The 23734-nt window shown below is 69.7% G+C and carries 22 protein-coding genes; all 22 read right to left on the bottom strand.

Annotated features, from left to right (window positions below; genetic code table 11):
• Window positions 1–72 precede the first annotated feature (72 nt).
• The 22 genes from QWZ14_RS30760 to QWZ14_RS30865 all read right to left on the bottom strand — a co-directional run bounded on the left by QWZ14_RS30760 (window position 73) and on the right by QWZ14_RS30865 (window position 23643).
• Entirely contained in the window at window positions 73–591 is a 519-nt protein-coding gene (locus QWZ14_RS30760) for a 2'-5' RNA ligase family protein (protein ID WP_290320901.1), read from the bottom strand.
• Window positions 591–1406, bottom strand: coding sequence for an SDR family NAD(P)-dependent oxidoreductase (locus tag QWZ14_RS30765; RefSeq protein ID WP_290320902.1), 816 nt, complete (start codon window positions 1404–1406; stop codon window positions 591–593). Before QWZ14_RS30765 ends, QWZ14_RS30760 begins: the two co-directional genes overlap by 1 nt.
• Window positions 1407–1450: 44 nt before the next feature.
• Window positions 1451–3172: a glucans biosynthesis glucosyltransferase MdoH gene (gene mdoH, locus QWZ14_RS30770; RefSeq protein WP_290320903.1), complete on the bottom strand. Its 1722-nt coding sequence runs from the start codon at window positions 3170–3172 to the stop codon at window positions 1451–1453.
• A gap of 2 nt (window positions 3173–3174) precedes the next feature.
• Window positions 3175–4197, bottom strand: a complete 1023-nt coding sequence (galE, locus tag QWZ14_RS30775) for a UDP-glucose 4-epimerase GalE (RefSeq protein ID WP_290320904.1) — start codon at window positions 4195–4197, stop codon at window positions 3175–3177.
• On the bottom strand, window positions 4194–4847 hold the full coding sequence (locus QWZ14_RS30780) for a uracil-DNA glycosylase family protein (RefSeq protein ID WP_290320905.1): 654 nt from the start codon (window positions 4845–4847) through the stop codon (window positions 4194–4196). The genes galE and QWZ14_RS30780 overlap by 4 nt, the downstream gene beginning before the upstream one ends.
• The gene (locus QWZ14_RS30785) at window positions 4844–5602 is read right to left on the bottom strand and encodes a PIG-L deacetylase family protein (protein ID WP_290320907.1); all 759 of its coding nucleotides are present in this window, start codon (window positions 5600–5602) and stop codon (window positions 4844–4846) included. The genes QWZ14_RS30780 and QWZ14_RS30785 overlap by 4 nt, the downstream gene beginning before the upstream one ends.
• A complete protein-coding gene (locus QWZ14_RS30790; RefSeq protein ID WP_290320908.1) occupies window positions 5599–6840 on the bottom strand; it encodes a glycosyltransferase family 4 protein in 1242 nt (413 codons plus the stop codon). The genes QWZ14_RS30785 and QWZ14_RS30790 overlap by 4 nt, the downstream gene beginning before the upstream one ends.
• Window positions 6837–7682 carry a sugar phosphate isomerase/epimerase family protein gene (locus tag QWZ14_RS30795; RefSeq protein ID WP_290320909.1) on the bottom strand — a complete coding sequence of 282 codons (846 nt, stop codon included), beginning with the start codon at window positions 7680–7682 and terminating at the stop codon, window positions 6837–6839. The genes QWZ14_RS30790 and QWZ14_RS30795 overlap by 4 nt, the downstream gene beginning before the upstream one ends.
• Before the next feature lie 2 nt (window positions 7683–7684).
• Window positions 7685–9166, bottom strand: a complete 1482-nt coding sequence (locus tag QWZ14_RS30800; RefSeq protein ID WP_290320910.1) for a YcaO-like family protein — start codon at window positions 9164–9166, stop codon at window positions 7685–7687.
• Complete coding sequence (locus tag QWZ14_RS30805; protein ID WP_290320911.1) at window positions 9163–10008, bottom strand: MBL fold metallo-hydrolase; 846 nt, start codon at window positions 10006–10008, stop codon at window positions 9163–9165. The genes QWZ14_RS30800 and QWZ14_RS30805 overlap by 4 nt, the downstream gene beginning before the upstream one ends.
• Window positions 9999–11042: a Gfo/Idh/MocA family protein gene (locus QWZ14_RS30810; RefSeq protein WP_290320912.1), complete on the bottom strand. Its 1044-nt coding sequence runs from the start codon at window positions 11040–11042 to the stop codon at window positions 9999–10001. Before QWZ14_RS30810 ends, QWZ14_RS30805 begins: the two co-directional genes overlap by 10 nt.
• Window positions 11043–11044: 2 nt before the next feature.
• The gene (locus tag QWZ14_RS30815) at window positions 11045–12163 is read right to left on the bottom strand and encodes a class I SAM-dependent methyltransferase (protein WP_290320913.1); all 1119 of its coding nucleotides are present in this window, start codon (window positions 12161–12163) and stop codon (window positions 11045–11047) included.
• The gene (locus QWZ14_RS30820; RefSeq protein WP_290320914.1) at window positions 12160–13065 is read right to left on the bottom strand and encodes a hypothetical protein; all 906 of its coding nucleotides are present in this window, start codon (window positions 13063–13065) and stop codon (window positions 12160–12162) included. Before QWZ14_RS30820 ends, QWZ14_RS30815 begins: the two co-directional genes overlap by 4 nt.
• 8 nt (window positions 13066–13073) lie before the next feature.
• Window positions 13074–14273: an inositol-3-phosphate synthase gene (locus QWZ14_RS30825; RefSeq protein ID WP_290320915.1), complete on the bottom strand. Its 1200-nt coding sequence runs from the start codon at window positions 14271–14273 to the stop codon at window positions 13074–13076.
• Window positions 14274–14429: 156 nt separating this feature from the next.
• Window positions 14430–15746 (bottom strand): MFS transporter, encoded by a 1317-nt coding sequence (locus QWZ14_RS30830; RefSeq protein ID WP_290320917.1) that lies wholly within the window; start codon window positions 15744–15746, stop codon window positions 14430–14432.
• 52 nt (window positions 15747–15798) lie between these two features.
• Window positions 15799–16893: a glycosyltransferase gene (locus tag QWZ14_RS30835; RefSeq protein ID WP_290320918.1), complete on the bottom strand. Its 1095-nt coding sequence runs from the start codon at window positions 16891–16893 to the stop codon at window positions 15799–15801.
• A complete protein-coding gene (locus QWZ14_RS30840; protein ID WP_290320919.1) occupies window positions 16890–17813 on the bottom strand; it encodes a galactosyltransferase-related protein in 924 nt (307 codons plus the stop codon). The genes QWZ14_RS30835 and QWZ14_RS30840 overlap by 4 nt, the downstream gene beginning before the upstream one ends.
• A complete protein-coding gene (locus QWZ14_RS30845) occupies window positions 17810–18955 on the bottom strand; it encodes a hypothetical protein (RefSeq protein WP_290320920.1) in 1146 nt (381 codons plus the stop codon). The genes QWZ14_RS30840 and QWZ14_RS30845 overlap by 4 nt, the downstream gene beginning before the upstream one ends.
• Window positions 18952–20937: an HAD-IIB family hydrolase gene (locus tag QWZ14_RS30850; protein ID WP_290320924.1), complete on the bottom strand. Its 1986-nt coding sequence runs from the start codon at window positions 20935–20937 to the stop codon at window positions 18952–18954. The genes QWZ14_RS30845 and QWZ14_RS30850 overlap by 4 nt, the downstream gene beginning before the upstream one ends.
• 241 nt (window positions 20938–21178) lie before the next feature.
• Window positions 21179–22222, bottom strand: coding sequence for a protein-glutamate methylesterase/protein-glutamine glutaminase (locus QWZ14_RS30855; protein WP_290320921.1), 1044 nt, complete (start codon window positions 22220–22222; stop codon window positions 21179–21181).
• 18 nt (window positions 22223–22240) lie between these two features.
• Window positions 22241–22786: a chemotaxis protein CheD gene (locus tag QWZ14_RS30860; protein ID WP_290320922.1), complete on the bottom strand. Its 546-nt coding sequence runs from the start codon at window positions 22784–22786 to the stop codon at window positions 22241–22243.
• Window positions 22787–22803: 17 nt separating this feature from the next.
• Entirely contained in the window at window positions 22804–23643 is an 840-nt protein-coding gene (locus QWZ14_RS30865; protein WP_290320923.1) for a CheR family methyltransferase, read from the bottom strand.
• Window positions 23644–23734 lie beyond the last annotated feature (91 nt).

Here is a 23734-nt window from a genome sequence, read left to right on the forward strand (position 1 = left end):
CCATGCCCGTCAGCCTTCGCGCATAATCCAGGCTAGCAGGGTACGCCTTGTGTGAAGGCAGTGCCTGCCGCCTTAGGCTTGGGTGCCACGGAACGGATAGGCCGCCGCAAGCTCCCATGGGCCGCCCCGGTAATGCCAAAGCAGCAACCCAATTCCCTGGACACCGAAGGGCGCGAAGGCGGCCTGCATCTGTCCGTGCAAGGCGCGGGCTTCGGCCGCCCCGACCTTGTTCTGGATCGTGATGTGCGGTCGCAACGGCTGGCGATCCTGCGGCGTCAACCACTCCCACCAGGCCTCGGCGAGGCCGGCCCGCATGTCCACAAGATCAGGCGCGCACAGGCGGTACGCCACCCCGCGCCCCATCATCCATAGCCCCTGCACCTCCATCGCAAGGCAAGGCCGGTCCACACAGACCGCCTGCAACCGGTCTCCGATGGCGCCGATCGCCTCGCCCGGCAGATGGTGGAACAGCGTCAGGTGCGCGGCGAGATGATTCCGCTCAGGTGGAAAATGAGCGCGTCGCTCGGCATCGAACCGCGCCTGGGCAGCGGGTTCGAGCTGCAGCGTCAGGATCAGTGGCGAAACGACCATCAGCGACGCCGCGAGCGGGCCCCGTCGCCCCGCCGCACCAGCAGCGAGATCGCCTGCGCCATGCCGGCCCGGACCAGCGCCGGCACCGTCAGCACGCTGCCGCTGATCGGGCCGAGGGTAAGCGTCCTTTGACGCCCGAGCGCCTGCAGGGCGGCCCGGGCCACCGCCGCGGGATCCTGCGCTCCGGGCAGGCTCGGGCCATAGCCCGAGCGTTCGGCGAAATGGCTCTTTGTCGCCGTCGGACAGAGCGCCAGCAGATCCACAGGCGCACCGTCCAGTTCCGCCGCCAAGGCTTCGGTCAGGGAAAGGCTGAAGGCCTTCGAAGCCGCATAGGTTGCCAGTCGCGGCACCGGATAGAAGGCCACCCCGCTCGACGTGACGATGACCCCAGCCCGCCGTCCGGCGGCCGCAGCCCGTGTCAGCATTCCCGGCAACAGCCGGTGCAACAGCACCAACGGCGCCATGACATTCACCGAGACGGTGTCGCGCAACGCCGGTTCCTCGGCGTCCAGGAAATCGCCGAAAGGGCCTTGCCCGGCATTGCAGATCAAGAGATCGATGGCGAAGGCCTCGGCCGCCACGGCGACTGCCTCCCGGCCTGGGTCGGTGCCGAGATCGGCGACCACGACGTCCACCCGTCGTCCGGGACGCGCCAGCTCCTGCACAAGCTGCGCCAGCGCCTCGGCGTTTCGCCCGGTCAGCAACAGGTCGGTCGCCACCGGCAAGGCACGGGCAAGGGCCCCGCCGATGCCGCCGGTCGCTCCGGTGACGAGGGCGCGGCGGTAGGTCCGGGACATCTGCTTCATGACCGGCATGTGACCCGTCCTCCCCGGTTGTACAAGCCGCAGGCAAGGGTTGATCAGGCCGGCCCTGGCGGCTCGCCCGCCCGGGCGTGCGATGCCCGCAACGCGGGGCGCGCATCGAAAGTCGCTGCCCTGCCCGGCCTCTGCCGCAGGCTGTCGTCCCGCCTCGGGCGTACCGGGTCGGGCCGTGCCGTCAGCACCGCCACCGGAACCGCCAGCAGAAGCCCCGCCAGGGCCGGAAGGGCCGCCAGAAGGGCGAATGCCCCGGCGCTGGCGAACAGAGCGGCGAGCAACAGGCCCGCCGCCATCTGCGGGCCGAACCGCCGGCCCGCTTCCGCCCAGCGCAGGCCGCGCGCCGCACGCGCCTGAGGCTCCCAACCCTGGCCCAGGCCACCTGCCAGCCGCAGCAGCATGCGTGTCCGGTCGAAGGCGGCGATGGCATCGACCATCAGCCCCAGCAGGACCTCCTGCCCCATCATCGCCAGCAGCCGCCATCGGCCCTGGCCTGCCGGGCGCAGCAAAGCCTCGGCGAAGCCGGCAAGCTTCGGGAGGTTCAGGGCCACGGCACCGCAGGCCAGCAAGGCCAGCAACGCGCCGCGGGAGGTTTCCTCCCCGCCACCCGTCGCCGCATTCACCGCCGCCAACGGCAGGAGCGCGAACCAGAGCGGCGTCAGCGCATAATGCAGGATCGCCTGCAGCATCTGGAAGCGGCCGAGCGCGCCGAGATCGCGCCGCCGCAGCAGATGCCGGTACTGCAGGTTGCCGGCCGCCCAGCGCAGGTCGCGGCTGAACAGAGCCTGCAGATCGGGCGGATGCCGCTCGGCCGATCCGGCATCCTCGGGCAGCACCCGCACCGCCCAGCCGGCCGCTTGCAGCAGGGCCGCCTCCACATGGTCATGGCTGAGGATGGCGGCACCGTCCGGCAGCAGGGGCAGCCGCGCATGCTGCCGGAAGGGCGCGATGCGGATCAGCGCGTTATGGCCCCAGTAGGGACCCTGCGGCCCCTGCCACCAGGCCTGCCCGGTCGCCCAGACGCGCGTGCCGTGCCGCTGGCCGAAGCCGAAGAGCCGGGTGAAGGGCGTATCCGCACCATGGCCGCCAATGGTGGGTTGCAATATCGCCAGGCCTGGCTCTGCCTGCATGTGCAGGACCAGCCGCCGGACCGCCGGTGCCGACATCATCGAATCCGCGTCCAGCACCAGCACGAACTCGCCTTCGGCCGCACCGGCGTCCAGGAATTCCATCAGGTTGCCGGCCTTGTAGCCGGTATTCTCGGTCCGCCGGCGATACCGCACCGCGCCGCCCGGGAAGCTGGCGGCACAGTGAGCCACGGCCGCTGCCTCGGCTGCGGCCGCGTTCCCGTCCGGCGTATCGGACAGGATCGCCAGCACGAAACGGTCCTCGGCATCGGGGAATGAACGCAGATCCCGCAGCAGCCGCGTCAAGGGCGGCAGAACCGCGTCCATGTCTTCAAGCCGGACACAGACTGCAAGCACTGTACGGGTCACGATCCGCGACGCTTCCCCCTGGTCCGCGGCACCGGCGGGGCCAACCAGCCGCAGAACGAAGCCGATCATGCCGGTCGCCGCCGTCAGCCCAAGCCAGGGCGCATTGGCAGCAAGGCAGACGAGGATCAGCGCCTCCCAGACCGTCCAGCCTCCCCCGGCCAGCACGATCCAGCCGAGCGCGACGAGACCGCCGGCCACGCCCAGCACCAGCAGGGCAAGGATGACCCGGCGCAGCCCGAGCCGCTCCGGCGACAGCGATGCTGGTCCCATGCCTAGGCCGACAAGGTCCGCTGCATCCCACCGGTGGCGGCCAGCATCCGCCGTTCCCAGGCCAGCGCGTCGGCAACGATGCGATCGAGATCGTCGAAGGCCGGCCGCCAGGCCAGCAGTGCCCGGATCCGCCCGGCCGCAGCCACGATGGCAGGCGGGTCGCCGGGGCGCCGCGATGCCGCCAGGACCGGCAGCACCACGCCCGCCGCCTGTTCCACCGCGCGCAGCACCGCCCGCACCGAATGGCCGTGGCCATAGCCGCAATTGAGCACCGCCCCCGCGCCGCCCATCGCCAGATGCCGGAGCGCCTCGACATGCGCGCGGGCAAGGTCGGTGACATGGATGTAGTCGCGTACCCCGGTGCCGTCGGGCGTGTCGTAGTCCTCGCCATAGACGGCGACCACCTGCCGCTGGCCGAGCGCTGCCTCGCAGGCCACCTTGATCAGATGCGTCGCACCGAGGGTGCGCTGCCCAGCGCGGCCCGCCGGGTCGGCACCGGCCACGTTGAAATAGCGCAGCGCGACCACCGCGAGCCCATGCGCCGCCGCGGTGTCCTGCAGCAACTGCTCGGCGGCAAGTTTCGAGGCGCCATAGGGGTTGATCGGCCGGCAGGGCGCCGTCTCGTCGACCGGCAACCGGTCCGGAATGCCATAGACCGCCGCCGTCGAGGAGAACACCAGGCGGGAGACCCCTTCGGCAACGCAGGCCTCGGCCAGGGCCAGGGTATTGGCCACGTTGTTGCGCCAATAGCGGGTCGGATCCCGCATACTGTCGGGCACCACCAGCGAGGCGGCCAGATGCACCACCGCCTCGACCCGGTAGCGACGCAGCGCCGCCCGCACCAAGGCAACATCGCCGGTGCTGCCGCGGACCAGCGGCACCCCCTGGGGAATCGCTGCGGTGCTGCCGGTCGAGAGGTCGTCCAGCACCACCACCGGCAGTCCGGCATCGAGCAGGGCGAGCACCACGTGGCTGCCGATATAGCCGGCGCCGCCGGTGACCAGGATGGCCGATCCCACACTCATGCTGCGATGCTCCGATGGGTGTCGCCGAGTGTCGCCGCGGCCTCGGCCAGGGTGGCGGCAATGCGCTGCGGCACGGCCGGGCTGGTGCAGACGTAGGTGGGGCTGGGGTGCGGCATGCGCAGAACCGGCAGGCTCGGACGCAGCACGGCCAGCACGGGCGCCGCCGCGGCGGCGGCACGCCCGGCGAGCACCACCACCGCCAGCTCCGGCAACAGCTTCAGGAGGCCGGGCAGCAGCGCCAGCCCTGCCTCGCGTTCCCTGCGCGAGGGCGCCCGATTGGCAGCACCCGGCGCGTGGATCACGAAGGGGACGGTGTTCCAGATCAGGGTCTCTCGCCGTGCCAGGCCGGAAGCCGCCAGGAAGCGCCGCAGGTTCCGCGCGGTCGGCGCCGGATTGTCGCGGGAGACGAAACCGGTACGGCCGATCGCCGGGCCCGGCGTCTCGAGCAGCAGCAACAGCCGTGCCGCGACACCGCCATCGGCCGGGTCGGCATCCGGGACGGGCTGGCCAGTGGAGCGGCGCAGCGCCGCGGCATAGCTGGCGAGCGGCGCGGCATGCGCGGCACCCAAGGCCTCGCGCCGGGCCATCAGCTGCCCCGGGTCGGCCAGCACGGGCATGGCGGGAGCGGCATGAGCGGCGGCGGTTCTCATGGCGTCGGCGCCTCCCAGAGACCTTTCAGCGGCGCCTGTCCCTGCACCCTGACGCGCTCGGTCGGACCTGCGGCCCGCAGGGCTTCGGCCAGTCCGGCCGGACCGCCAAACTGAAAGCCCAGCTGGGTTCTGTAGGCGGAGCAGGCGGCGAGACGAGCCGCCGCGTCTCCGGTGGCGACCCGTTCCGGCAAAGCCACCATCTCGGCCGCGAAGGGCTGGGCCGGATGGCTGCCGGGACGCATGGCATAGGGGAAGTCCGTCCACCACAGCACCGGCGGGGCCAGGGCCGGCAGGACCAGCCGCAACGCCAGCGCCACCAGCACATGATCCACATGCCCGCCGATTCCCTGCGGTGCCAGGATCAGGCTGGGCGAGGAGGCCAGGAGATCGCCAATTGCGCCGCAAAGCGGTGCCAGGACCTCATCCTCCGCCCTCGGCATGCGGAACAGGGCGGCCGCATCGGCGTAGCCGCGATGCGGCGCTTCCGCGAAATCCAGCCACAGCGGGCGGGCGCCAAGCGCGGCACAGGCCACGGCATCTTCCTCACGCCGCAAGGCCATGTAGTCCACCTCGGCCGGCAATCCCTTATCAAGCTGGCAGGCCAGGGCGAAACCGGTCGGTGACGGCTCCGACCGGGTGAAAACCGTGGCGACCGTCACGTCCCAGCCCAGCTGGGCCAGCCGCGCCAGGACTCCGCCGCAGGAGAAAGCGGCATCATCCAGGTGCGGCGACAGGGCGATCGCGCGACCGGTCACAGGAGATGCGGCGCCGCACGGAACCGGCAGTCGGGATCGCGCGGCAGCACGGGATCGAAGCCGGTATCGGGCTTGCTCCCCTGCACCGCGGCATAGACCCCCATGATCTGCCGGCCGACCGCCTCCCAGGAATACGTCCGGCGGCACTCCTCCAGCGCGGTGGTGGCCAGCCGGCGCCGCAGCGGCGCATCCTCGATCACCCGGCGCAGCGCCACCGCCAGGGCCGGGATATCGCCAGGCTGGACCAGCAGGCCATTTTCCTCGTCCCGCAGGCAGTCCACAACACCGACGGCATAGCAGGACACGCTGGGCAAGCCATTGGCCATGGCCTCCAGGATGGTATTGCTGAAGCCCTCGGCATAGGTCGGGCTGACGAAGACATCGGCTTCCCGGTACAACGCCGGCGTCGCCTCGTAGTCGGCATAGCCGGTAAAGCGCACGTCGAGGCCCAGCTTCGATGCCAGCTCGCGCGTGCTGTCATAGTCGGGGCCAATGCCGGAGACGGTGGCGGCGAAGCGCAGCCCTTGGGCGCGCAGCAGGGCCAGCGCCTCCATCATGTCGAGCGAGCCTTTCCGCCGGTCGACGCGGCCGTGGTAGAACAGCCGCACCGGATCCGCCGCCTCGCCCGGGACATGGCCCGGCGCCGGGTGGAAGCGCGAGGTATCGACCGCGCCCGGCACGATGGTGAAGCGCTCCCGCGCCACGCCCAGCCGTTCCACCACTTCCTGGGCGAAGCTCTCGCAGCCGATCAGCAGGGCATTGGCGTGGTTCAGCACGTTGAGCATGCCCAGCCGGTGGGTCTCGCAGCAGGAGCCGACCCAATGGCCGTCGCCGCCCTGAATGGAGACGACGGTCGGGATGCCGAGCTGCCGCGCCGCCAGCAGCACGGCCCAGCCATTGGGATAGCCGTATTGCGCATGCAGCAGATCGAAGGGCTGCTTGCGGTGCTCGGCCCGGATGACCGAGACCATGTCCTCGACGTCGCGCTCGAAATCCGCCCCGCCCGGCTCGGCGAAGGCCTCCTCGCCCAGCGACTGCCGGCCGATGACCTTGACGCCGGGCACCTCCGGCGGCGGGCCGCCGCCATAGACCCGGGTACCGGCGGCATCGCCGCGGTACTGGCTCACCATGGTCACGTCGTGCCCGGCGGCGACGAGCTGGCGCAGCAGGTTCACGGCATAGACGCTCATGCCCGAGATGGCGGGGAAGAAGCGGCGGCTGCAGAACAGGATTCTCATGCTGCGGTCCTCTCCTTGCGGCAGCGGCGCAGCCATTGCAGGGACTGCGGGATCATCCGGTCGGCGCGATGGCTCTCGCGCGACAGCTCGACGCAGACCAGCCGCGAAAAGCCGATCGCCTCCAGCGCGTCGAGGCAGGCGGGGATATCCATGTCGCCCTCGCCGAAGGGCAGGTGCGTATGGTCGCCGCGCCGCATGTCCTCGATCGCCACGGTGCCGATCTGCCCGGCGAATTCCCGCACCGCCGCCGGCGGCTCGCGCTCCTGCGTCACCAAGCAATGGCCGAGGTCGAGCGCCAGGGTGAGCTGCGGCAGCCGCGTCCGCAGCAGCGCCCAGTCGTCCAGCGTCTCGACCAGCATCCCCGGCTCCGGCTCCAGCGCCGCGGTGACGCCGCGCCGCCCGGCCTGGGCCACCACCTTCTCCAGCCCGTCCAGCAGCCAGCTGCCGGCCTCGCCACGGTCGACGCCGGGCAAGGGCACGCCCGCCCAGAAGGAGACGGCCTCGGTATTGAGGATCTGACCGATCTCGAGCGCCCGGTCGAGGAAGGCGATGCGCCGCGCCCTTCCCTCGGGGCTCGGCGTCAACAGGGTCGGCTCGTGCTTGCGCCGGGGGTCGAGCAGGTAGCGGGCCCCGGTCTCGATCACGCAGCCGAGCCGCTTGGCATGCAGCAGCCGGCCCAGCGCCTCGGTCCGCGCCACCCAGCCCTCGGCCATCGGGTCGAGGTGGTGATGGTCGAGGGTCAGCGCCACGCCGTCGTAGCCGGCCTCGGCGATGAGGGTGACCGCATCCTCCAGCCGGTGGTTGGCGGCGCCATTGGTGTTGTAGGCGAAGCGCAGCGCCATGCTCAGGCCGCCTTCCGCTTCTGCATCAGCAGCTGGGCCGAGAAGGTCCCGCATTCGCGGTACATCGGATAGAGCCGGCCGACGATCCGCTCGGCCAGAGCCACGTCGAACCAGGCGGGGCCGCCGGCCTTCGCCTCATCCTTGGGCCGCAGCCGCACCCGCTGCGCGCCTTCGCGCGGCGCATCCAGCAGCAGCGCATCGCCGCGCTCGCGCAGCCGCACCACGCCGCGCCAGCCGATGCGGTGGTAGCTCATCGTCTCGCTCTCCAGGCCCGGCACGATGGTCTTCACCACCTTCACCGGGCTGCCGGGCGGCGAGCAGTCGATCACCAGGGTCTCCATCCCTTCAGCCGCGAGGCGCTCGGTCAGGAAGCGCAGCCGGTCGCCGGAATCGGCCAGCTCGGCCGCCGGCGTGGTAGGCAGCGACGAGAAGGGCACGTGCCGCCGTGCCGAGAAGACATTGCCGCCGAGCCGGCGCCGCAGCTCCGCCGCATCCTGGCCCACCCATTCGGCCATCGCCTCCAGCGCCCGGCCCTCTTCCTCCTCGAGCATGGCGACGCCAATCTGCCGCTCGACGTAATCGGCCGGCAGCGCGGCGCGGACCAGGTCGATCGGCCCATGCGTCGCCGCCTTGCGCGAGCGCGAGCCACAGAACTCCAGCAACGCCTTGCGCAGGCCGCGGGCGCGGTCGGGATGCGCCGCCTCGCCGCAGGAGGTCACCTGCACCGGCACGGTCGGCGTGCCATGGTCGTCGCCGACGACGTAGAGGTTGGGAATGCCGAAGTCGGTCCCGGCGAGCTTGACGGTCACGGCGATGCCAAGGCTGCGGATATGCGCCAGCAACGCCGCGACTTCCGGCTCCTCCACCGCGTCGGGCTCCACCACCACGCCCTGGTCGAGCGCCCGGTAGGTGACGACGTTGCCGTCGCGCTGGAGCTGTTCCATGATTCCATGGGCGATCGCATGCGGCAGGTCGAGCCCGGCGCCGAGCCCGTTGGTGATCGGGGTGATCAGCTTGGCCGGCTCGCCGAGCTGGTAGGGATAGGCGGCGACCCATTCGCGCGGCACCATCACCGGCTCGCCCGAGGGCCAGCGTTGCGCCTCCACCCAGGTGAGCGGCATGTCCGGCGTCCAGGCGCTGCCGGCCGGCAGGCAGAGGGTCAGCGGATCGACCACGCCCGCCACGCCGCGTTCGCGGCAGAGCGCAGCATAGGAGGCGACAGTGCCGCGCATGCGCTTCACCCAGGCGCCGACATGCACCTCCTCGCACAGTTCCCCCAGCGCGCCGACTTCGGCCTCGAGCGGCGTGAAGCCATAGCCGTAGCCGGTGGTGGCCGGCTCGTCCCGGACGATCAGGTTGGCCTGCACCACGGGGATGCCGATGCGGTCCAGCCCGTCGATCGGGAAGACGGAGACATGGGAGTCGGCGGGCATGGTGGCGCGGAAGGCGGCCGCCACGTCCTGCAGATCGGGGCTGGCGCTCATCCTGCGGTTCTCCTCAGCAATTCATCGATGGGGATGTGCCGCACGCCGGGCGGTCCGCCGAGCTGGTCGTCCAGCACCGCGAGGGCGATGTCGCGGCCGATGCCGGGGGCATGCTCGAAGGGCGTGCAGACGGTGTCGAAGTCGAGCCCGGCGATGACGGCGCGGTAGCGGCGGATCTCGGCCGGGGTCAGCGGGATCGACTTGTGGAAGGCCTTGTGGGTCGAGACGGCGGTGTTGTGCCCCTCGGCATCCTGGTCGACCTTGAAGGCATCGCCGCAGAACAGGATGCGCCGCGTCGCATCATGCAGCACCGCCTGACCTTCGTAGTGGCCGCCGACATGGTGCAGCGTCAGGCCCGGGCGCAGCTCCAGCGCATCATCATAGGGCCAGGTGACGCGGAAGGCCTTGGTGAGCCAGAGATCCTCCTTCTGGATCGCCAGCACCTCCGGCTTGAAGATGTCCTGCAGCTGCCACAGCGCGCCATAGCCATGCACATGCGAGGCGGCGAGGAAGCGGATGCCGCCAAGGCGGTCGATCTCGGCCAGCATCTCGTCAGTGTAGAAGGGCGCCGCCTCGAAGGCGACGTTGCCATCCGGGTGCAGCAGCAGCCAGCCGGTGCCGTTCAGCCCGAGCGGCGGCGTCGTCGAGAAGGCGACGAGGTCACGGTCGAGCCGGCGCCAGTGCCCCTTCAGCATCGGCCGCACCTCCTCCACCCGCAGGAACCGCCAGCCATCCTCCGGCAGGTCGTTGCGCGTATCGGTGCAAACCGGGCAATCCGGCGGCGCCGCGAAGTAGCGCTGCCAATGGCCGCAATTGGCGCAGGCGTATGGCTTCAACGGCATGCATTCTTCTCCGCGGCGGCATAGGCGCGGGCCAGCAGCCGCATGGTGTGCAGGTCGCGCTCGATGGAGAAGGCATCCGCCGCCCCTTCCCCGCCCAGCCAAGCGGCGAAGGCGGCCATCTGCCGCGCGAAGGGCGACGCCTCGGCATCGGGCACCGGCATCAGGCTGCGCAGGCCAAGCCTGCCATCGATGCGATGCAGCGTGCCACCCAGCGTCTGGCCCATGGTGCGCTCGGCGATCAGCTGGCCGGTGGTGCCCAGCACCTCCAACTGCCGGCGCGGCAGTGCCTCGGGGCAGTTGTAGGCGACATGCAGCTGAACCAGCACGCCGGACGCGGTGCGGCCGATCAGCATGGCGCCGTCGTCCACCGCATAGGCCTGGACCCGCTGCTGGGTCAGCGCGGCGACCTCGGTCAGTGGCTCGCCCAGCAGGTACTCCACGAGATCGATCCCATGCGGGGCCAGATCCATGAGCGCACCACCGCCGGCCCGGGCCGGGTCGGCACGCCAGTTGTCGCGGGTCCAGCCGGCATCGACCCAGCAGGCATAGGCGATGCGGATCGCAGTGACGGTGCCAATCGTGCCGGCGGCGATGGCGTTGCGTACGGCGGCATGGGCGGGATGGTGGCGTTGGTCGAAGGCGGTGCCGTAGCGGATGCCGGTGCGGCGCACCGCCGCGGCCAGTGCCTCGGCATCGGCCAAGGTCGCCGCCACCGGCTTCTCGCAGAGCACGGCCTTGCCAGCGGCCGCGGCGGCCTCGACCGCGGCACGGTGCAGATGGTTCGGCGTCGCCACATAGACCGCCTGCACGGCCGGATCAGCCAGCAGCTGGCTGGTATCGGCATAGGCCCGGGCGCCCAGTGCCCCTGCCTCCATGCGTGCCACGGCATTCGGGTCGGCGACCGCAACCAGGCGTCCGCCAGCGGCCTGCAATCCTGGCACGGCATAATCGCGCGCCACCCAGCCGAAGCCGATGACGCCCCATCCCAGGACATCGCCCGAGGTCAGGGCCAAGGGGGAGGTGCTATCCAGCATCGTCACCAACCCTCCGGCAGGTCGACCAGCTCGCGCCGACGTGCCGCCGCCGCGGTCGTTGCATCGAACGCCACCCAGTCAGGGACCGCACTGACGGCCGGATAGGTGGCGCGCGGGCCGTATTCGCGGGCATAGCGCTCGGACGGCCAGGCGATCCGGCCGCCGGCGCCATAGAGCGGGTTGCGCCGCAACAGTGTTCCGACCGGCGGCAGACCCAGGAGGCCGCTCACCGCCTGGGCCGGCCGCAGGCCAGGGCCGTCGGCGACGGCGAAGGCTTCGACCCGGCGAAGGCCGCGCGCCGGCAAGGGCCGTGGGGCACGATCTTCCGCCAGGGCGCGGGTGAGTTCGGCATCGTCGTAGAGCATGCCTTCAGGGAACAGGGCCGCCATGGCCTCGGCCGAGATCGCAGATCCGGCGGAGAGGTTGTCGCATTCGCTGTTGTGGACATGGCCGATGGCCAGGACGCCGCGACCAGGGTCGAGCAGCGCCCGCAAGCAGGCCAGGATGTCCGGCTTGGGCTCGAGGAAGTAGAAGGCGTCATGACAGGCGACGAGATCGAAGCGATCCGTGACCAGCCAGGGCTGCGCCGCATCCAGGCAGAGCAGCCGTGCCGCGGGTGCCACCCAATGCCGGGCGACCCAGAGCTTGGCGAAGACGACGTCGACACCGGTGACGGCGATGCCGTGCCGCGACAACTCGCGCAGATGGTGACCGATGCCGCAGGCCAGCTCGAAGGCGTGGCGCGGCGCCGTCCAGTGCGCCTCGACCAGCGCCAGGCCGGCAAGGAAAGTGGGATCCGACCAGCGATGCGCGAAGTAGTCGGCAACCGGCCCCCAGGCCAGCAGCTGCATCGCATCCCGCAGGCTGAGCGTGGTGCCGCTGCGGACCAGCTGCCGCAAGGCATCGGGCTCGGCCAGCGGGCCGCGCCACCAGTCGTCCTGGTCGGCCAGCAGCAGGACCAGCGCGCCCTCCCGGTCCCCGGCGTCCAGCCGCGCCAGGGCTGCCTCGGCCAAGGCACGATGCCCCGATCTCAGGTAGGGAATGCCGTCCGGTGCGGGCCAGCGCACCCCATCCCCGTCGCGGACCGAGTGCGCGGTATCGGCCATGAGCGGCTTGGTCACGCCGCCAGCCCCATCCGGACCAGCACCGCATCCTGGAAGGGCTTCACCGGCCCGGCATGAACCAGTTCCATCTCCTGCAAGACGAAGTCCATGCTGGTCCCCGCGGCGCGCAAATGGTGCTCGACCTGCAGCACCCGGTCGAGCGTATCCGCCGCGTGGAAGGCACGACCCTCGGGCGTCGTCGCATCCGGCAGGATGCGACAGGCCTCCTCGACCGCCGCGCGCGGGCTGGGGGAGAGATCGTCGAGCGCCAGGGTCGTCGCCCGCGCCATGGCAGGCTGCAGCCATTCGCCCAGCAGCACCTCACCGGCGAAGCCGGCATCGGGCAGCAGCGCATTGTGCAGATGATGCGCCAGTGCGGCGAGGAAGACCGTCTCCACCCGCGCACCCCAGACCGGGGCCAGGATAACGCCCGAGATGGCGACGATGGCGCAATGCTCGGCATGATCCTCCGGCGGCTCCAGCACCAGGCGACCGCGGCCCGGGCAGGTGGCACCGGCCCGGGGCTGCGCTGCCAGCCGGGCGACGAAAGCAGGCGGCAATCCAGCCGACGGGGCGGGCCGTGCCTCCAGCAGCCATTGCTGCAGCCCGGCATCGATCGGGGCCGCCGCAACGGCGACGGCCTCGGCCCGTATGCGGCGCACCTCCTCCGAAGGAATGCCGGCCGTCTGCAGCGCCGCGGCATCGAGGTCGCCGAGCTGGGTGGCGGCAAGCGCGTCGGCGACGGTGCGGCGGGCAACATCGGCGACCGGCACCCCGGCTGCGACCCCTGCCCAGGCTGCAGCGAAAAGCCGTGCGGCGATGGACCCCATGTGACCGGCGGACCGGATACGCTTGAGGTCGCCCAGCATGCGCAGCAACGGCATGAGGGCCGGCGGCGCTTGCCGGCCCAGGTCAGCCATCGTCATGCTCATTCCGCAGCGGCAGCGCCGAGCCAGTCCTCCAGCATGCGTTCCTGCACGTGGAAGGCATGCTCGGGTGCACGGCCATGCGCAGTCATCGGCGCCTTGAAGAAGACCGAGAGCTGCTCCTGCGGACCGCTCTCGCCCCGCTGCCGCGCCAGATCGAGAACGCGGGCGATCTCCAGCACCAACGGCGCCGCGAGCACGCTGTCCTTGCAGAGGAAATTGACCTTGATCTGCATGCGGTGGCCCAGGAAGCCGCTGATGTCGATGTTGTCCCAAGCCTCCTTGTCGTCGCCGCGCGGCCGGTAGTAGCGGATGTCGACGATGTGGTCCTCGACGGGATAGCCGAGGATCGAATCCAGGACGCGTCCCTTGGTGCCGAGCTTCGACTTAAGGCTGTCCGGGTCCTCCAGCGCCTGGCCGTCGCGGTTGCCGAGGATGTTGGTCGAGAACCAACCGTCCACGTGCAGCGACCGTGCCCGCAGCATCGGGGCCAGGGCCGTCTTCATCAAGGTCTGCCCGGTCTTGCCGTCCTTGCCGGCCACCGGCACGCCGCGGCGATGCGCCATCTCGGTCAGCCCAGGCGCATCAGCAGCGACGGAGGGGGTGAAGTTGCCATAGGGCACGCCGGCTTCGATCGCCGCCGCGGCGTAGAGCATGGCGGGGCCGATATCCGCGTCGTCGCGATCGAGCGCGCGCTCAAAGGCATCGGCACTGCGCAGCGCGGCGGAATCGGCAGGCGTGCGCTCGGTGGACGCGAGGTTGATCATGACGAGGTCGTCGAGCCGGTTCGTTGCCTTGAACCGCTCGAGATCCTCGATGATCGCGCCGATCGCCGCGCGATGGCCATTCGCCTCGCGGGTATTGGCCCCCTCGATGCGCCGGCAGAAGGCGCTGCTGGCCACCGCGGCCCAAGGCTTCACGGCGGACAACGCGCCCGAGGTCTCGGCAAGCTGGTTGTCGTTCAGGACATGATGCTCGGATGCCGCGTCGGCCAGGCTCTGGCCATTCATGTCCCAGCCGCCGAAGACCAGATCCTCGTAGCCGGCGAAGCCAGGAACCGCGACATGCGCAAGTGGCAGCCCATCCATCCGGTTCGTGCCACGCCGCAGCAACTCAACCCCTGCGACTGCCGTCGTTGCGACAGCACCACCCAACCCGACGATGGCCACACCAACCCGACGCCGCCTGACAGTTTCTGACATTCCACACCCGCTTCCTCAACAAGCGCGAAGGTTGGAGCGGGTTGGAAAAGCGCCAGACAAAATTCGGATCACGTAAACAGGAGGAGTAGTTGCAACTCCAGCGCCCCCAGCGACGCGAAATGTTATTATTGCGGGCTCATCACGCTAAGTTTCGAATTACTTATGATGTGATTTTCTCTGTGGCTCATTGTCGTCGCCTGCATTGAACAGGCGCTGCGGGTGTGAAGCTGCCACCGCGCAAGCGCTGAAGATGCAAGCTCCCGCCAGAGCGATCTGCCAGGATGATAGCGCCTGGCCAACAAGACCCGCGGCTGCGGAGCCCAGGATGCCGCCCAGGTTCAGCGATGCCATGAAGACGGCGAAGCGGGTGGCCGCGCCGACGCCCTGGCTGCTGCGCATGACCGCCGGGGCCAGCGCGACGAAGGCCAATGCCGGCACGACGCTCGACAAGGCCAGGGCGATGCCGTTGAGCCAAGCGGCCTGCGGCAGCATCAGCATCACCGCCGCAGCGACATAGGCGGCGGCACAGGTGGCCAGCAGCCAGTACAGCACACGGTAATGCCCGATCCGATCCGACCAGTGGCCGATCAACAGGGCACCGGCCGTGCCGCCCAGCAGGGCAAGCCCGCCTTGCAGGCGGGACAGCGAGGCTGCGTCCCAGTCGCCACGCTGAATCATCGCAACGCTCAGGTGCACGCCGAAGACCGCTGTCGCCGCTTCCTCGGCGATGCAGAGCGCGAGCAGCGCCAGGGCGCTACGCTGGCGCATCGCCGCCACGAGGCGCCCGAGCAGCACGCGATAGGAGTCTCCGGCGCCCGACCCGGCCATGTGGCGCTGCAGCGACAGCATCCTGTCGCCCTCCGCCTCGCGCACGAGGAGCGCGACCCCAAGGGCGCAGGTGCCGAGCAGCATGAGCAGCAGCGCCGCCGCCGCCAACCCATGAGCCGGGATCATCCAGGCGAAGAGGACCGCACCGGTGGCGGTTCCGGTGACGAATCCGACACGGGTCAGGGCGGTGGCCTGGCCGAGCCGCTCGACCGGCACGCGATCGATGATCATGGCATCGACCGCGGTATCGAGCAGGGCCGCGAAGCCGCTGTGCAGCAGCAGCAACGGCCCCAGCCGGACCAGCGCCGCCGGACCATCCCCTGCCAAGGGCAGGCAGGCCAGCGAGGCCAGGGCCCCGGCCAGTGCCATCACCACCCAGAACCGCCGTCGCCCCATCCGGAACCGGCCGAACCGGTCCACCAGCGGCCCCCAGAACGGCTGCAAGGCCCAGGGCAGGCCGACCAGCGCCATGTACCCGCCGATGGCCCCGACCGTCGCCCCGGCCTCGGCGAAGTGGTTCGGCAGCGCGGTCAGGCCGAAGCCGGCGACCAGGCCCTGGTATCCATAGAGCGACAGGATCAGCAGCCGGCGTCCGGATGGGTTCAGGAAGCTCCGGCACGGCCAGCGGGACAGGGCGATGCTCATGCCGGTCTCCGGCGGAAGCCGGTGGCGTGGCCATGCCGCCGGATGGGGCGGCTCAAGGTTTACGGGTCCGTGCCGTCCCGGCGGCGTCGCAGGCCTCCGCGCGAACCTGGCGGTAAAGGTGCTCGCACTGGTCGATCCAGATCTGCCGGGTGAAGAGCCGCTTCACCCGCGCGAGCGGTATGCAGCGGGGGATCTCCAGGGCGGCGGGGATCGCCTGGGCCAGGGCCGCGGCGTCGTTGGTCACGGCGAAGGTGCCGGCCTCGGCGATCACCTCGCGCGCGGCGCCCATGTCGAGGCTTGCGACCGGGACACCGCAGGCCATCGCCTCGACCGCCACCAGGCCGAAGGGCTCATCCCAGCAGGGGGTGAAGAGGAAGACCGAGGCGCCGCCCAACTCCCCGGCCAGGGCGGCGCTGCCGATATGCCCGCCGTAGCGGATTCCGCCGCCGAGCAGGGGTGCCACATCCTCCCGCCAGTACGTCGGGTCCTCGATCGTGCCGAAGATCGTCAGCGGCAAGCCGGCGCGCCGGGCCGCATCCATGGCCACATGCGTCCCCTTGTTCGGCGTGATCCGGCCGCACCAGACCGCACTACCGTCGCCCTCGGCCCGATATGGCCAGGCGGCAAGGTCGATCCCGTTGTGGAGTACCGAAACCTCTCCTGGCGCATCCTCCGGCCACCACGCCTTGAGCTGGCTCGCCGAAGTGACCGTAATCCGATGCGCCGGCCCGGCGCTGTCCTTCACGAACCAGCGCAGGGCGTCGAAGGGTGGGACATGCAGCGACGTCACCGTCGGCACGCCGCCGGCATGAGGCCAGGCCAGCGGAAAGCGATGCAGGCTGTTGTTGTGCACCACGTCGAAGCCGCCCGCGGCGATGCGGTCGCCGACGGCGGCGAAGCCGGCATCGACATGGGCGATCAGCGGCGCGCTGCCGCGATGCTCGGCCCAGGGGAAGACCTTCTCGTAGTGCTGCTCCAGGACCGGGTCGATGGCGAAGCGCGGATCGCTGTCGCCGGCGGCGAAGAGCACCACGTCATGGCCCCGCGCCTCGAGCCCCGCGACCAGATGCCAGGCATGCGCCTCCATCCCGCCCATGAAGGGTTCGGCGATCGGCTGCCGGACATGTGCGAGGACGGCGATCCTCATGATGCGGCACGGGTGATGCCGAGGTTCCGTTGCTCCAGAATGCGGATGACGCTGGTTGTATTCGCGTAAGGCTGATGGCTCCGTTGCCCGGTCAGGGCGAAATCCTCCGCCCCCGGCCGGCGCAGGATGCGGATAGGCTTGCCCGGGGTGTCGTCGATAAGCCCCATCAGCCGGAAGGCGTGCAGCCAATGCCCCATGGTCCGGTAGCCCCACTTCGTCTCAAAAAGCTGCGCATTGCGGACGACGCTGTCGAGGTGATGAACCGGCGGCATGTGGTGGGTGTGGTACTGATGATAGGCGAGCCCGCCCTTCATCCAGGCAATGGGAATGCCCTGGCCGTCAAGCGCTTTGCCGAAGTCGGTGTCTTCGCCGCCATAGCCGGTATAACGCTCGTCGAAGCCCCCGGCTGCCAGGAAGGTTTCGCGCCGCATGGCGAAGTTCAGGGACCAGAAGCAGCGGTAGTCGGCGCATCGCTCGATGCCGGCCGGGGGCGGGCCCCGCCGGTCGGAATGCCGGACCGCCGCGGCGGCGAAGGATTCGAAGCGCAATCCCTCGGCGACTGCGCCACCGGGCAGGTACATCACCTCGCCCATCAGGAGCCCGTCGAAGCCCCTCAGCTCCCGGACGTAGTCTGCGATCAGGCTTGGCGAGGGAATGCAATCCATGTCGAGGAAGATCAGCGTCTTCCCCAGGGCGCCGCGGGCTGCGGCGTTGCGTGCGGCGGCCAGCGGCAGGGGTGTGGCCGGGACCATGACCTGCCGCACGGGAAACGGCGCCTCTGGCAGGCGGTAGGGCGCATCCTGCATGACGGCGACGAGCAGCTCGGCCGGCAGCTCCGTCTGGCAACAGAGGCCATGCACCAGATTGCGCAGGTGATCCGGTCTTCCTCCGGCAAGCGTTACGACCGATGCAGGCGTCATGCGTCTCCAGGCTCCGAACGGCAAAGGGGTTGGCACCTTGGGCGGCCCGACCACAGGCGGGCCGCAAGCTGCTCGAGCCAGGCGGCAGCCTTGTCAGCCGGTCCATCCTCGATCAATGCGCGCTGCGCGAGGGGGCGGTGCTGGGCCGATGTCTCCGCCAGGGCGTGGTGCCACGCCCCAGCGGAGGACGGCAGGTGCAGCCGGACGGTGGCGACCCCGGCGGCCGCCAATGCCTCCGCCTTGCGGTGCTGCTCGTCGAAGTACCGCCATTCCGGGATCGCAAGCCACGGCTTCGCCGCCGCCAGGATCTGCTGGCAGGTCGTGTTGCCGGTCGAGGCGACGACAATATCGGCCGCCGCGATATGGTCGGCCGCTGTCTCGACCCAACCACGGTGCTCAAGGTTCGCCGGCTCCGTGGCGTGCCAGTCGCGTTCGATTTGGCCGATGGTGATCCAACGCGCGTCGGGCCGGCTGCGGGCCCCAACGGCGATCGGCCCCTGGCTGAAGCCGTTGCCGCCACCGCCGGCCAGGACCAGGACCATCTCCTCCCCGGGGCGGACGCCGATGCGCCGACGCGCCTCTTCCCGGTCGGCAACCTTCGTCTCGACCCCGAGCCCTCCGGCGAAGCAGGTCCTGGCGCGCATCGCCGCCGGCCATTCGTGCTGCGCCAGGCTGGCGTGGAAAGGCGCCAGCAGCCCGGCGGCACCCTCATAGGCGGCACGATGACCCGCGTCGTCCCGATCGCCATGCTGCAGTACCTTGACATGGGGAACGCTGCAGATGCGGGTGAACTGCGCCACCTCGGCCGAGACGTCGCAGATCATCAAGGCCGGATCGGCGTCCGCGAACCATTGCGCGATGGTGGCCATGGCCCGGCGGATCCCAGGCCAGCCCAGCGGCGCGCAATGCAGGGTCGCTGGCGTGGGAACATGGTCCATGCCGGCCGATTTGTCGCCGCCCGCCTCGAACAGGGACGGAATGACCGAGATCGTCGCCATGGCCGGCAAGGCCGGAAAGATGTCGCTGCGGGCGCAGAAGATTGTCAGCGGCCGGTCATCGGGCAATGCCCACGCGATGGCGGCGCATCGTTCGGCATGGCCCCGTCCCTGGTGATGCACGAAGTACCCGAAAGGTCGCTTCATGCCGCGGCGTCGCTGAGGCCCAGCGCCGCCAGCCCCTCCATCACGCCGGCAGCGTGGCGTCCAGCCGCCCGGTGCAAGCCGTGGCGCCGCCGCAGACCGTCGAGGTCGCCATCGGCATTGCCGACGACGATGGCATGGCCACAAGCGTCCAGCATGTCGAGGTCGTTGCCGCTGTCGCCGGCCGCGACACAGTCTGCCAGCGTCATTCCTTGGCGCTTGGCGTAAGCGGCGATCGCCGCTGCTTTGCCGCCACGCGGCGCGAGCACGTCGATCAATCGCCCGTGCGAGTGGATGACACGGGCCGCCAGCCCGGCGGCCGCCAATGCCGCCCGGATGGCATCGGCCTCATCAGGCCGGCCGAAGAAGCTGAACTTGTACTGCCCATCATTCGCCGAAGGCTGCGGCGTGAGGGCGAGGCCTGCCAATGTGGCTGCAACCGCCGGCCTGTTCCAATCCTCGGTGAGGTGCTCGGCATAGGTCGCGCACTCCACCCAATCGCCATCGGCGACGGGCAGCATGAGGCGCGTGCCGACATCGACGATGTAGGCATCCGGCTGCGGCAGTCGCCACTCGCGGAGGATGGCCTGGGCTGCGTCGAAGGACCGGCCGGTCGCCACCACGAATGGCAGCCGGCGTTCCGCTCGCCACGTTGCAAAGGCCTCCGCCGCAGTCGGGCAACCGGTCAAGGTGCCGTCGATATCGCAGGCGAGCAGGCGCGGTTGGCGGCGGAGCGCGCCGTAGAGGGCAATCGACCGCCCGGCGTAGCTCGACCAGCAGTAGTGGTGAATGTTGCGCCGCGCCGCCGCCGCGAAGCGGGCGTGGCGGTCCGGATCGGTGAGGAGGCTCAGGCAGGCCGTGCCGATGGCGGTCTCGTCGCGCGGGTCGATGAGCAGACCGTGGCCGAGGGTGCCGACGATCTCGGCCGGACCCCCATGCCGGGTGGCAACGACCGGCACGCCCGCGGCGGCTGCTTCGATCAAGGTCAGGCCGAAAGGCTCGTGCAGGGCCGGGTTCACGAAAATGCCCCCGGCAGCGGCGCGTTCGTACAATGCCGCGACATCGGCTGCGGCATGGCGCGGCGGCAGGGCGACACGGCCCTGGAGGGCCGGCGCCAGGCAAAGCTGCCGGAGTTCCTGGATGACCTGCGATTCCTCGGCCGAGCCGTGATAGCCATCGTGCTGGCCGGCGAGAATGACCAGGTTGGCAAGCGCCTGCAGCCCCGGGTTGCCGGAATAGGCCCGGACCAAGGCGGCGAGGTTCTTCTTCCGGACCGGGCGGGCTACGGCCAGGATGATCGGCTTGGCCGGGTCCATCAGCCACTTGTCCAGCCGTATGGCAGGCCCGGAGCCAGCCAGGGATCCATGGTGCTGCGGCACCCCGGGCGCCATCCGGAAGGTGCGGGTCCTGGCTTCGACTCCATAGGCGGCAATCTGCTGATCGGCTTCATCGTGGCTGGAGACGATGATGGCGTCGGCCGAGGCGATGGCCTGACGCTCGGCCTCGATGCGCAGATCTAGGCCTGGATCCGGGCTGACCTCGTTGCGCTTGTTGATCCCGAGAGCATGGGGAGTATAGACAAAGGGTATGCCGTACCGCGCCTTGGCATGCATGGCGACCGCTGCCGCATCGGCAAAATGCGCGTGGATCACGTCCGGTAATGCGGGCAGCGCAGCGAGATGGCGGCAGAATGCTTCCTTGAATTCAGGCAGCTCCCTGCCGAGGGCCTCCTTTTCCAGGTACGCCCTGCACGATGTTGCAATACGGTGAATTTGGATTTTATCGTTCAGGCGTTCTGCAGGTCTGGCATGTTCGAGGCCTAAGCGGTCGTCCTCGAACAGCCTCGTCACCAGGGAAATCGCTGAGACATCGGGTGACTGAGCTTGGTTCGCAGCGGCCTCAAGTACATAGGCGATATGGCCACCGGTATCGGCTGTCAGACCAAAATGTACCGGTCTTGCCTTGAGGCACCCCCCAAGGGCCATATGCAGAATAAACAAACCGTCCTCATTTATTGCGGTATAAAACCAAAGTCTGGTGGACTGGATAGGCAGAAGCCTTCCACGCCATTTAAGGCGGCTGCAAATATGTCAACCGACCGGCTTACCCGTTTTCGGGGCCACTATGATTAAATCCATGCCCGCAATATTGCGCGCTTGATGAAAATGTCAGCGCTGGCGGCAGGTGCCGATCAGCGAGGCCATGACGCCTCGAGCCGCATTCGCCTCATCCCGCGATTGGTTCACCCAGGGCTATCATTTCCTCCGCCAGCCGATCGAGCGGGTATTCCGCCGCCACAGCACCGATCTCCATGGCCGCTCGTGGCATGCCGTAGATCACGCAGGTCGCTTCCGACTGACCCAGCGTGCGGGCGCCGGCGCGGCGCATTGCCAGCAGCCCAGCCGCGCCATCGCGCCCCATGCCGGTGAGGATGACCCCCAAGGCGTTGCCTCCCGCCGCCGCGGCGACGGAGTGGAACAGCACGTCGACGGAAGGCCGATGACCCGACATCGCCGGCCCGTCCTGCAACCGGCAGGCATAATGCGCACCGTTGCGCACCAGCTCCAGATGGCGGGCGCCTGGGGCGATGTAGACATGGCCGGGCAGCACGCGCCGGCCATCCGTCGCCTCGATGACGGTGACGGCGCATTGCCCGTCGAGCCGCCGTGCGAAGGAAGCGGTGAAGCCTGCTGGCATGTGCTGGGTGACCAAGATAGCAGGCGAGGTCGCCGGCAGGCGCACCAGGATCCGCTGCAGGGTCTCCACACCGCCCGTGGAAGCGCCGATGGCCACGATGCGCCCGGCGGTAGAGAGCCGCGGGTCGGCGGTGAGCGGCGCCATCGTGCGCGCCGCCGCCTGCCGCGCCCGCGGGCGGCTGGCGGCGGCGAGCTTTACCTTGGCCACCAGCTCCTCTCCCAGCCCGACCATGCCGTTGCGGATGTCGAGCATCGGTTTTGCGACGTAATCCACGGCGCCCAGCTCCATCGCGCGGACCGCCGCGTCGGTGCCCTTCTGGGTCAAGGTCGAGACCACCACCACCGGCATGGGGCGCAGCGCCATCAGCTTCTCCAGGAAGCTCAGCCCGTCCATCCGCGGCATCTCGATATCGAGCGTGATGACGTCGGGCGTCAGCGCCTTGATTTTCTCGCGTGCGACATAGGGGTCGGCCGCGCTGCCCACCACCTCTATGGCCGGGTCGAGGCTCAGCAGCTCGGTCAGGACCTGACGGATCAGCGCGGAGTCATCGACCACCAGAACCTTGATGGGCATTGTTTTAACCCTTTCGAATCACCGGAATATTTCGATGTCGCCGTGGTTGGGCAGCTGTCGCAACGCGGTGGTGAAGCGCTGTTCGCTGGCCGTGACCTGCGGCGTCTGGTCAGGCAGTTCCTGCATGAAGGCGCGACCGGAGACCGCGAGGTAGATCACCCGTCGCGCCCGCGTGCCGCGCAGCTGGCGGACCAGGGGCACCATCCCCTCCGCCTGCAGGTAGCTCTCGACGTACTGCGCATTGCGCTCGCCGATGCGCCCCGAATCCTGGGCCAGGCTGCCGCCGCCGAAGAGCTTGATCTCAAGCCGGGCGCGCTGGCCCCCGCGCGTCAGGATGTCATTGATCAGCCGCTCCATGGCGAAGTTGCCGTAGCGGAGACTTGCCGAGGCCTGTCCCCAGGCGCCTGCGACACTCTCGGGCAGCATGAAATGATTGAGCCCGCCCACGCCGGCGACCGGATCGCAGATGCAGGCGGCAACACAGGAGCCCAGGACGGTGGCAATGGCCACCGCGGGTTGGTCGGTCACGTGATGCTCGCCCGGGCCGACCTTGACGATCTGCATGCCATGGCACGGGGGAATCATCGAAGTTTGCGGTAAATAGTGCGGCCGAGATGCTGGAACCGCTCGCTCACCCGGAATAGGCTCTCGGAATGGCCGATATAGAGATGGCCACCGGGCACCAGGATATCGGCATAGCGATCGAACAGCTTCCGCTGCGTCGGCTTGTCGAAATAGATCACGACGTTGCGGCAGAAGATGACGTCGAAAGGCCCTCGCATCGGCCAGGGGCCGAGCAAGTTCAAGGACCGGAAGGTGATCAGTGCCTTCGCCTCCGGCCCCATCTCCACCTGCCCCGCCTCGCGCGGCAGGAGGTGGTGGCCGCGCAACGCCTCCGGCACCGGCGCCAGGCGCTCCACTGGGTAGCGGCCGGTCGCTGCAGTCTCCACCATGGAGGTATCGATGTCGGTGGCGAGGATGCGCGCATCCCGCGCAGCCAAGTCCGGCAGGGTGCCGAGCAGGGTCAGCGCCAGGCTGTAAGGCTCCTCACCGGAGGAACAGCCGGCGGACCAGATCCGCAGGCGGTGGCCCTGCCTGGACAGGCTGGGCAGGAGCTGGCGCGCCAGATGCTCGAAATGATGCTTCTCGCGGAAGAAGCCGGTGAGGTTGGTGGTGACGGCGTTGATCATCCGCACCCGCTCCTCCGCCCCACCCTCCCCGTCGAGGACTGCGCGATAAGCTGCGAAGCTGCCCAGCGAGAGGGCACGCAGCCGGCGACGCAGCCGGCCATAGATGAGGTCGCGCTTGGTCGGCCCCAACATGATGCCGGAGGCCTCCCGCACCATCGCGGCAATGGCGGTGAAATCCTCTTCGGTGAAGGGAACGTCGCCGAGGGGCGCGTCCTGCAGGGTGGAGGACATCACCGCTCTCCTTCAGAATTCCTTCCACTCATCCTCGGCCGTGGCAGGCTTGGCCGCTGCCTGGCGTGCGGCCGGTGCCGCGGCCTTGCGG

The sequence above is a fragment of the Paeniroseomonas aquatica genome (assembly GCF_030409335.1).
Classification (GTDB): domain Bacteria; phylum Pseudomonadota; class Alphaproteobacteria; order Acetobacterales; family Acetobacteraceae; genus Belnapia; species Belnapia aquatica.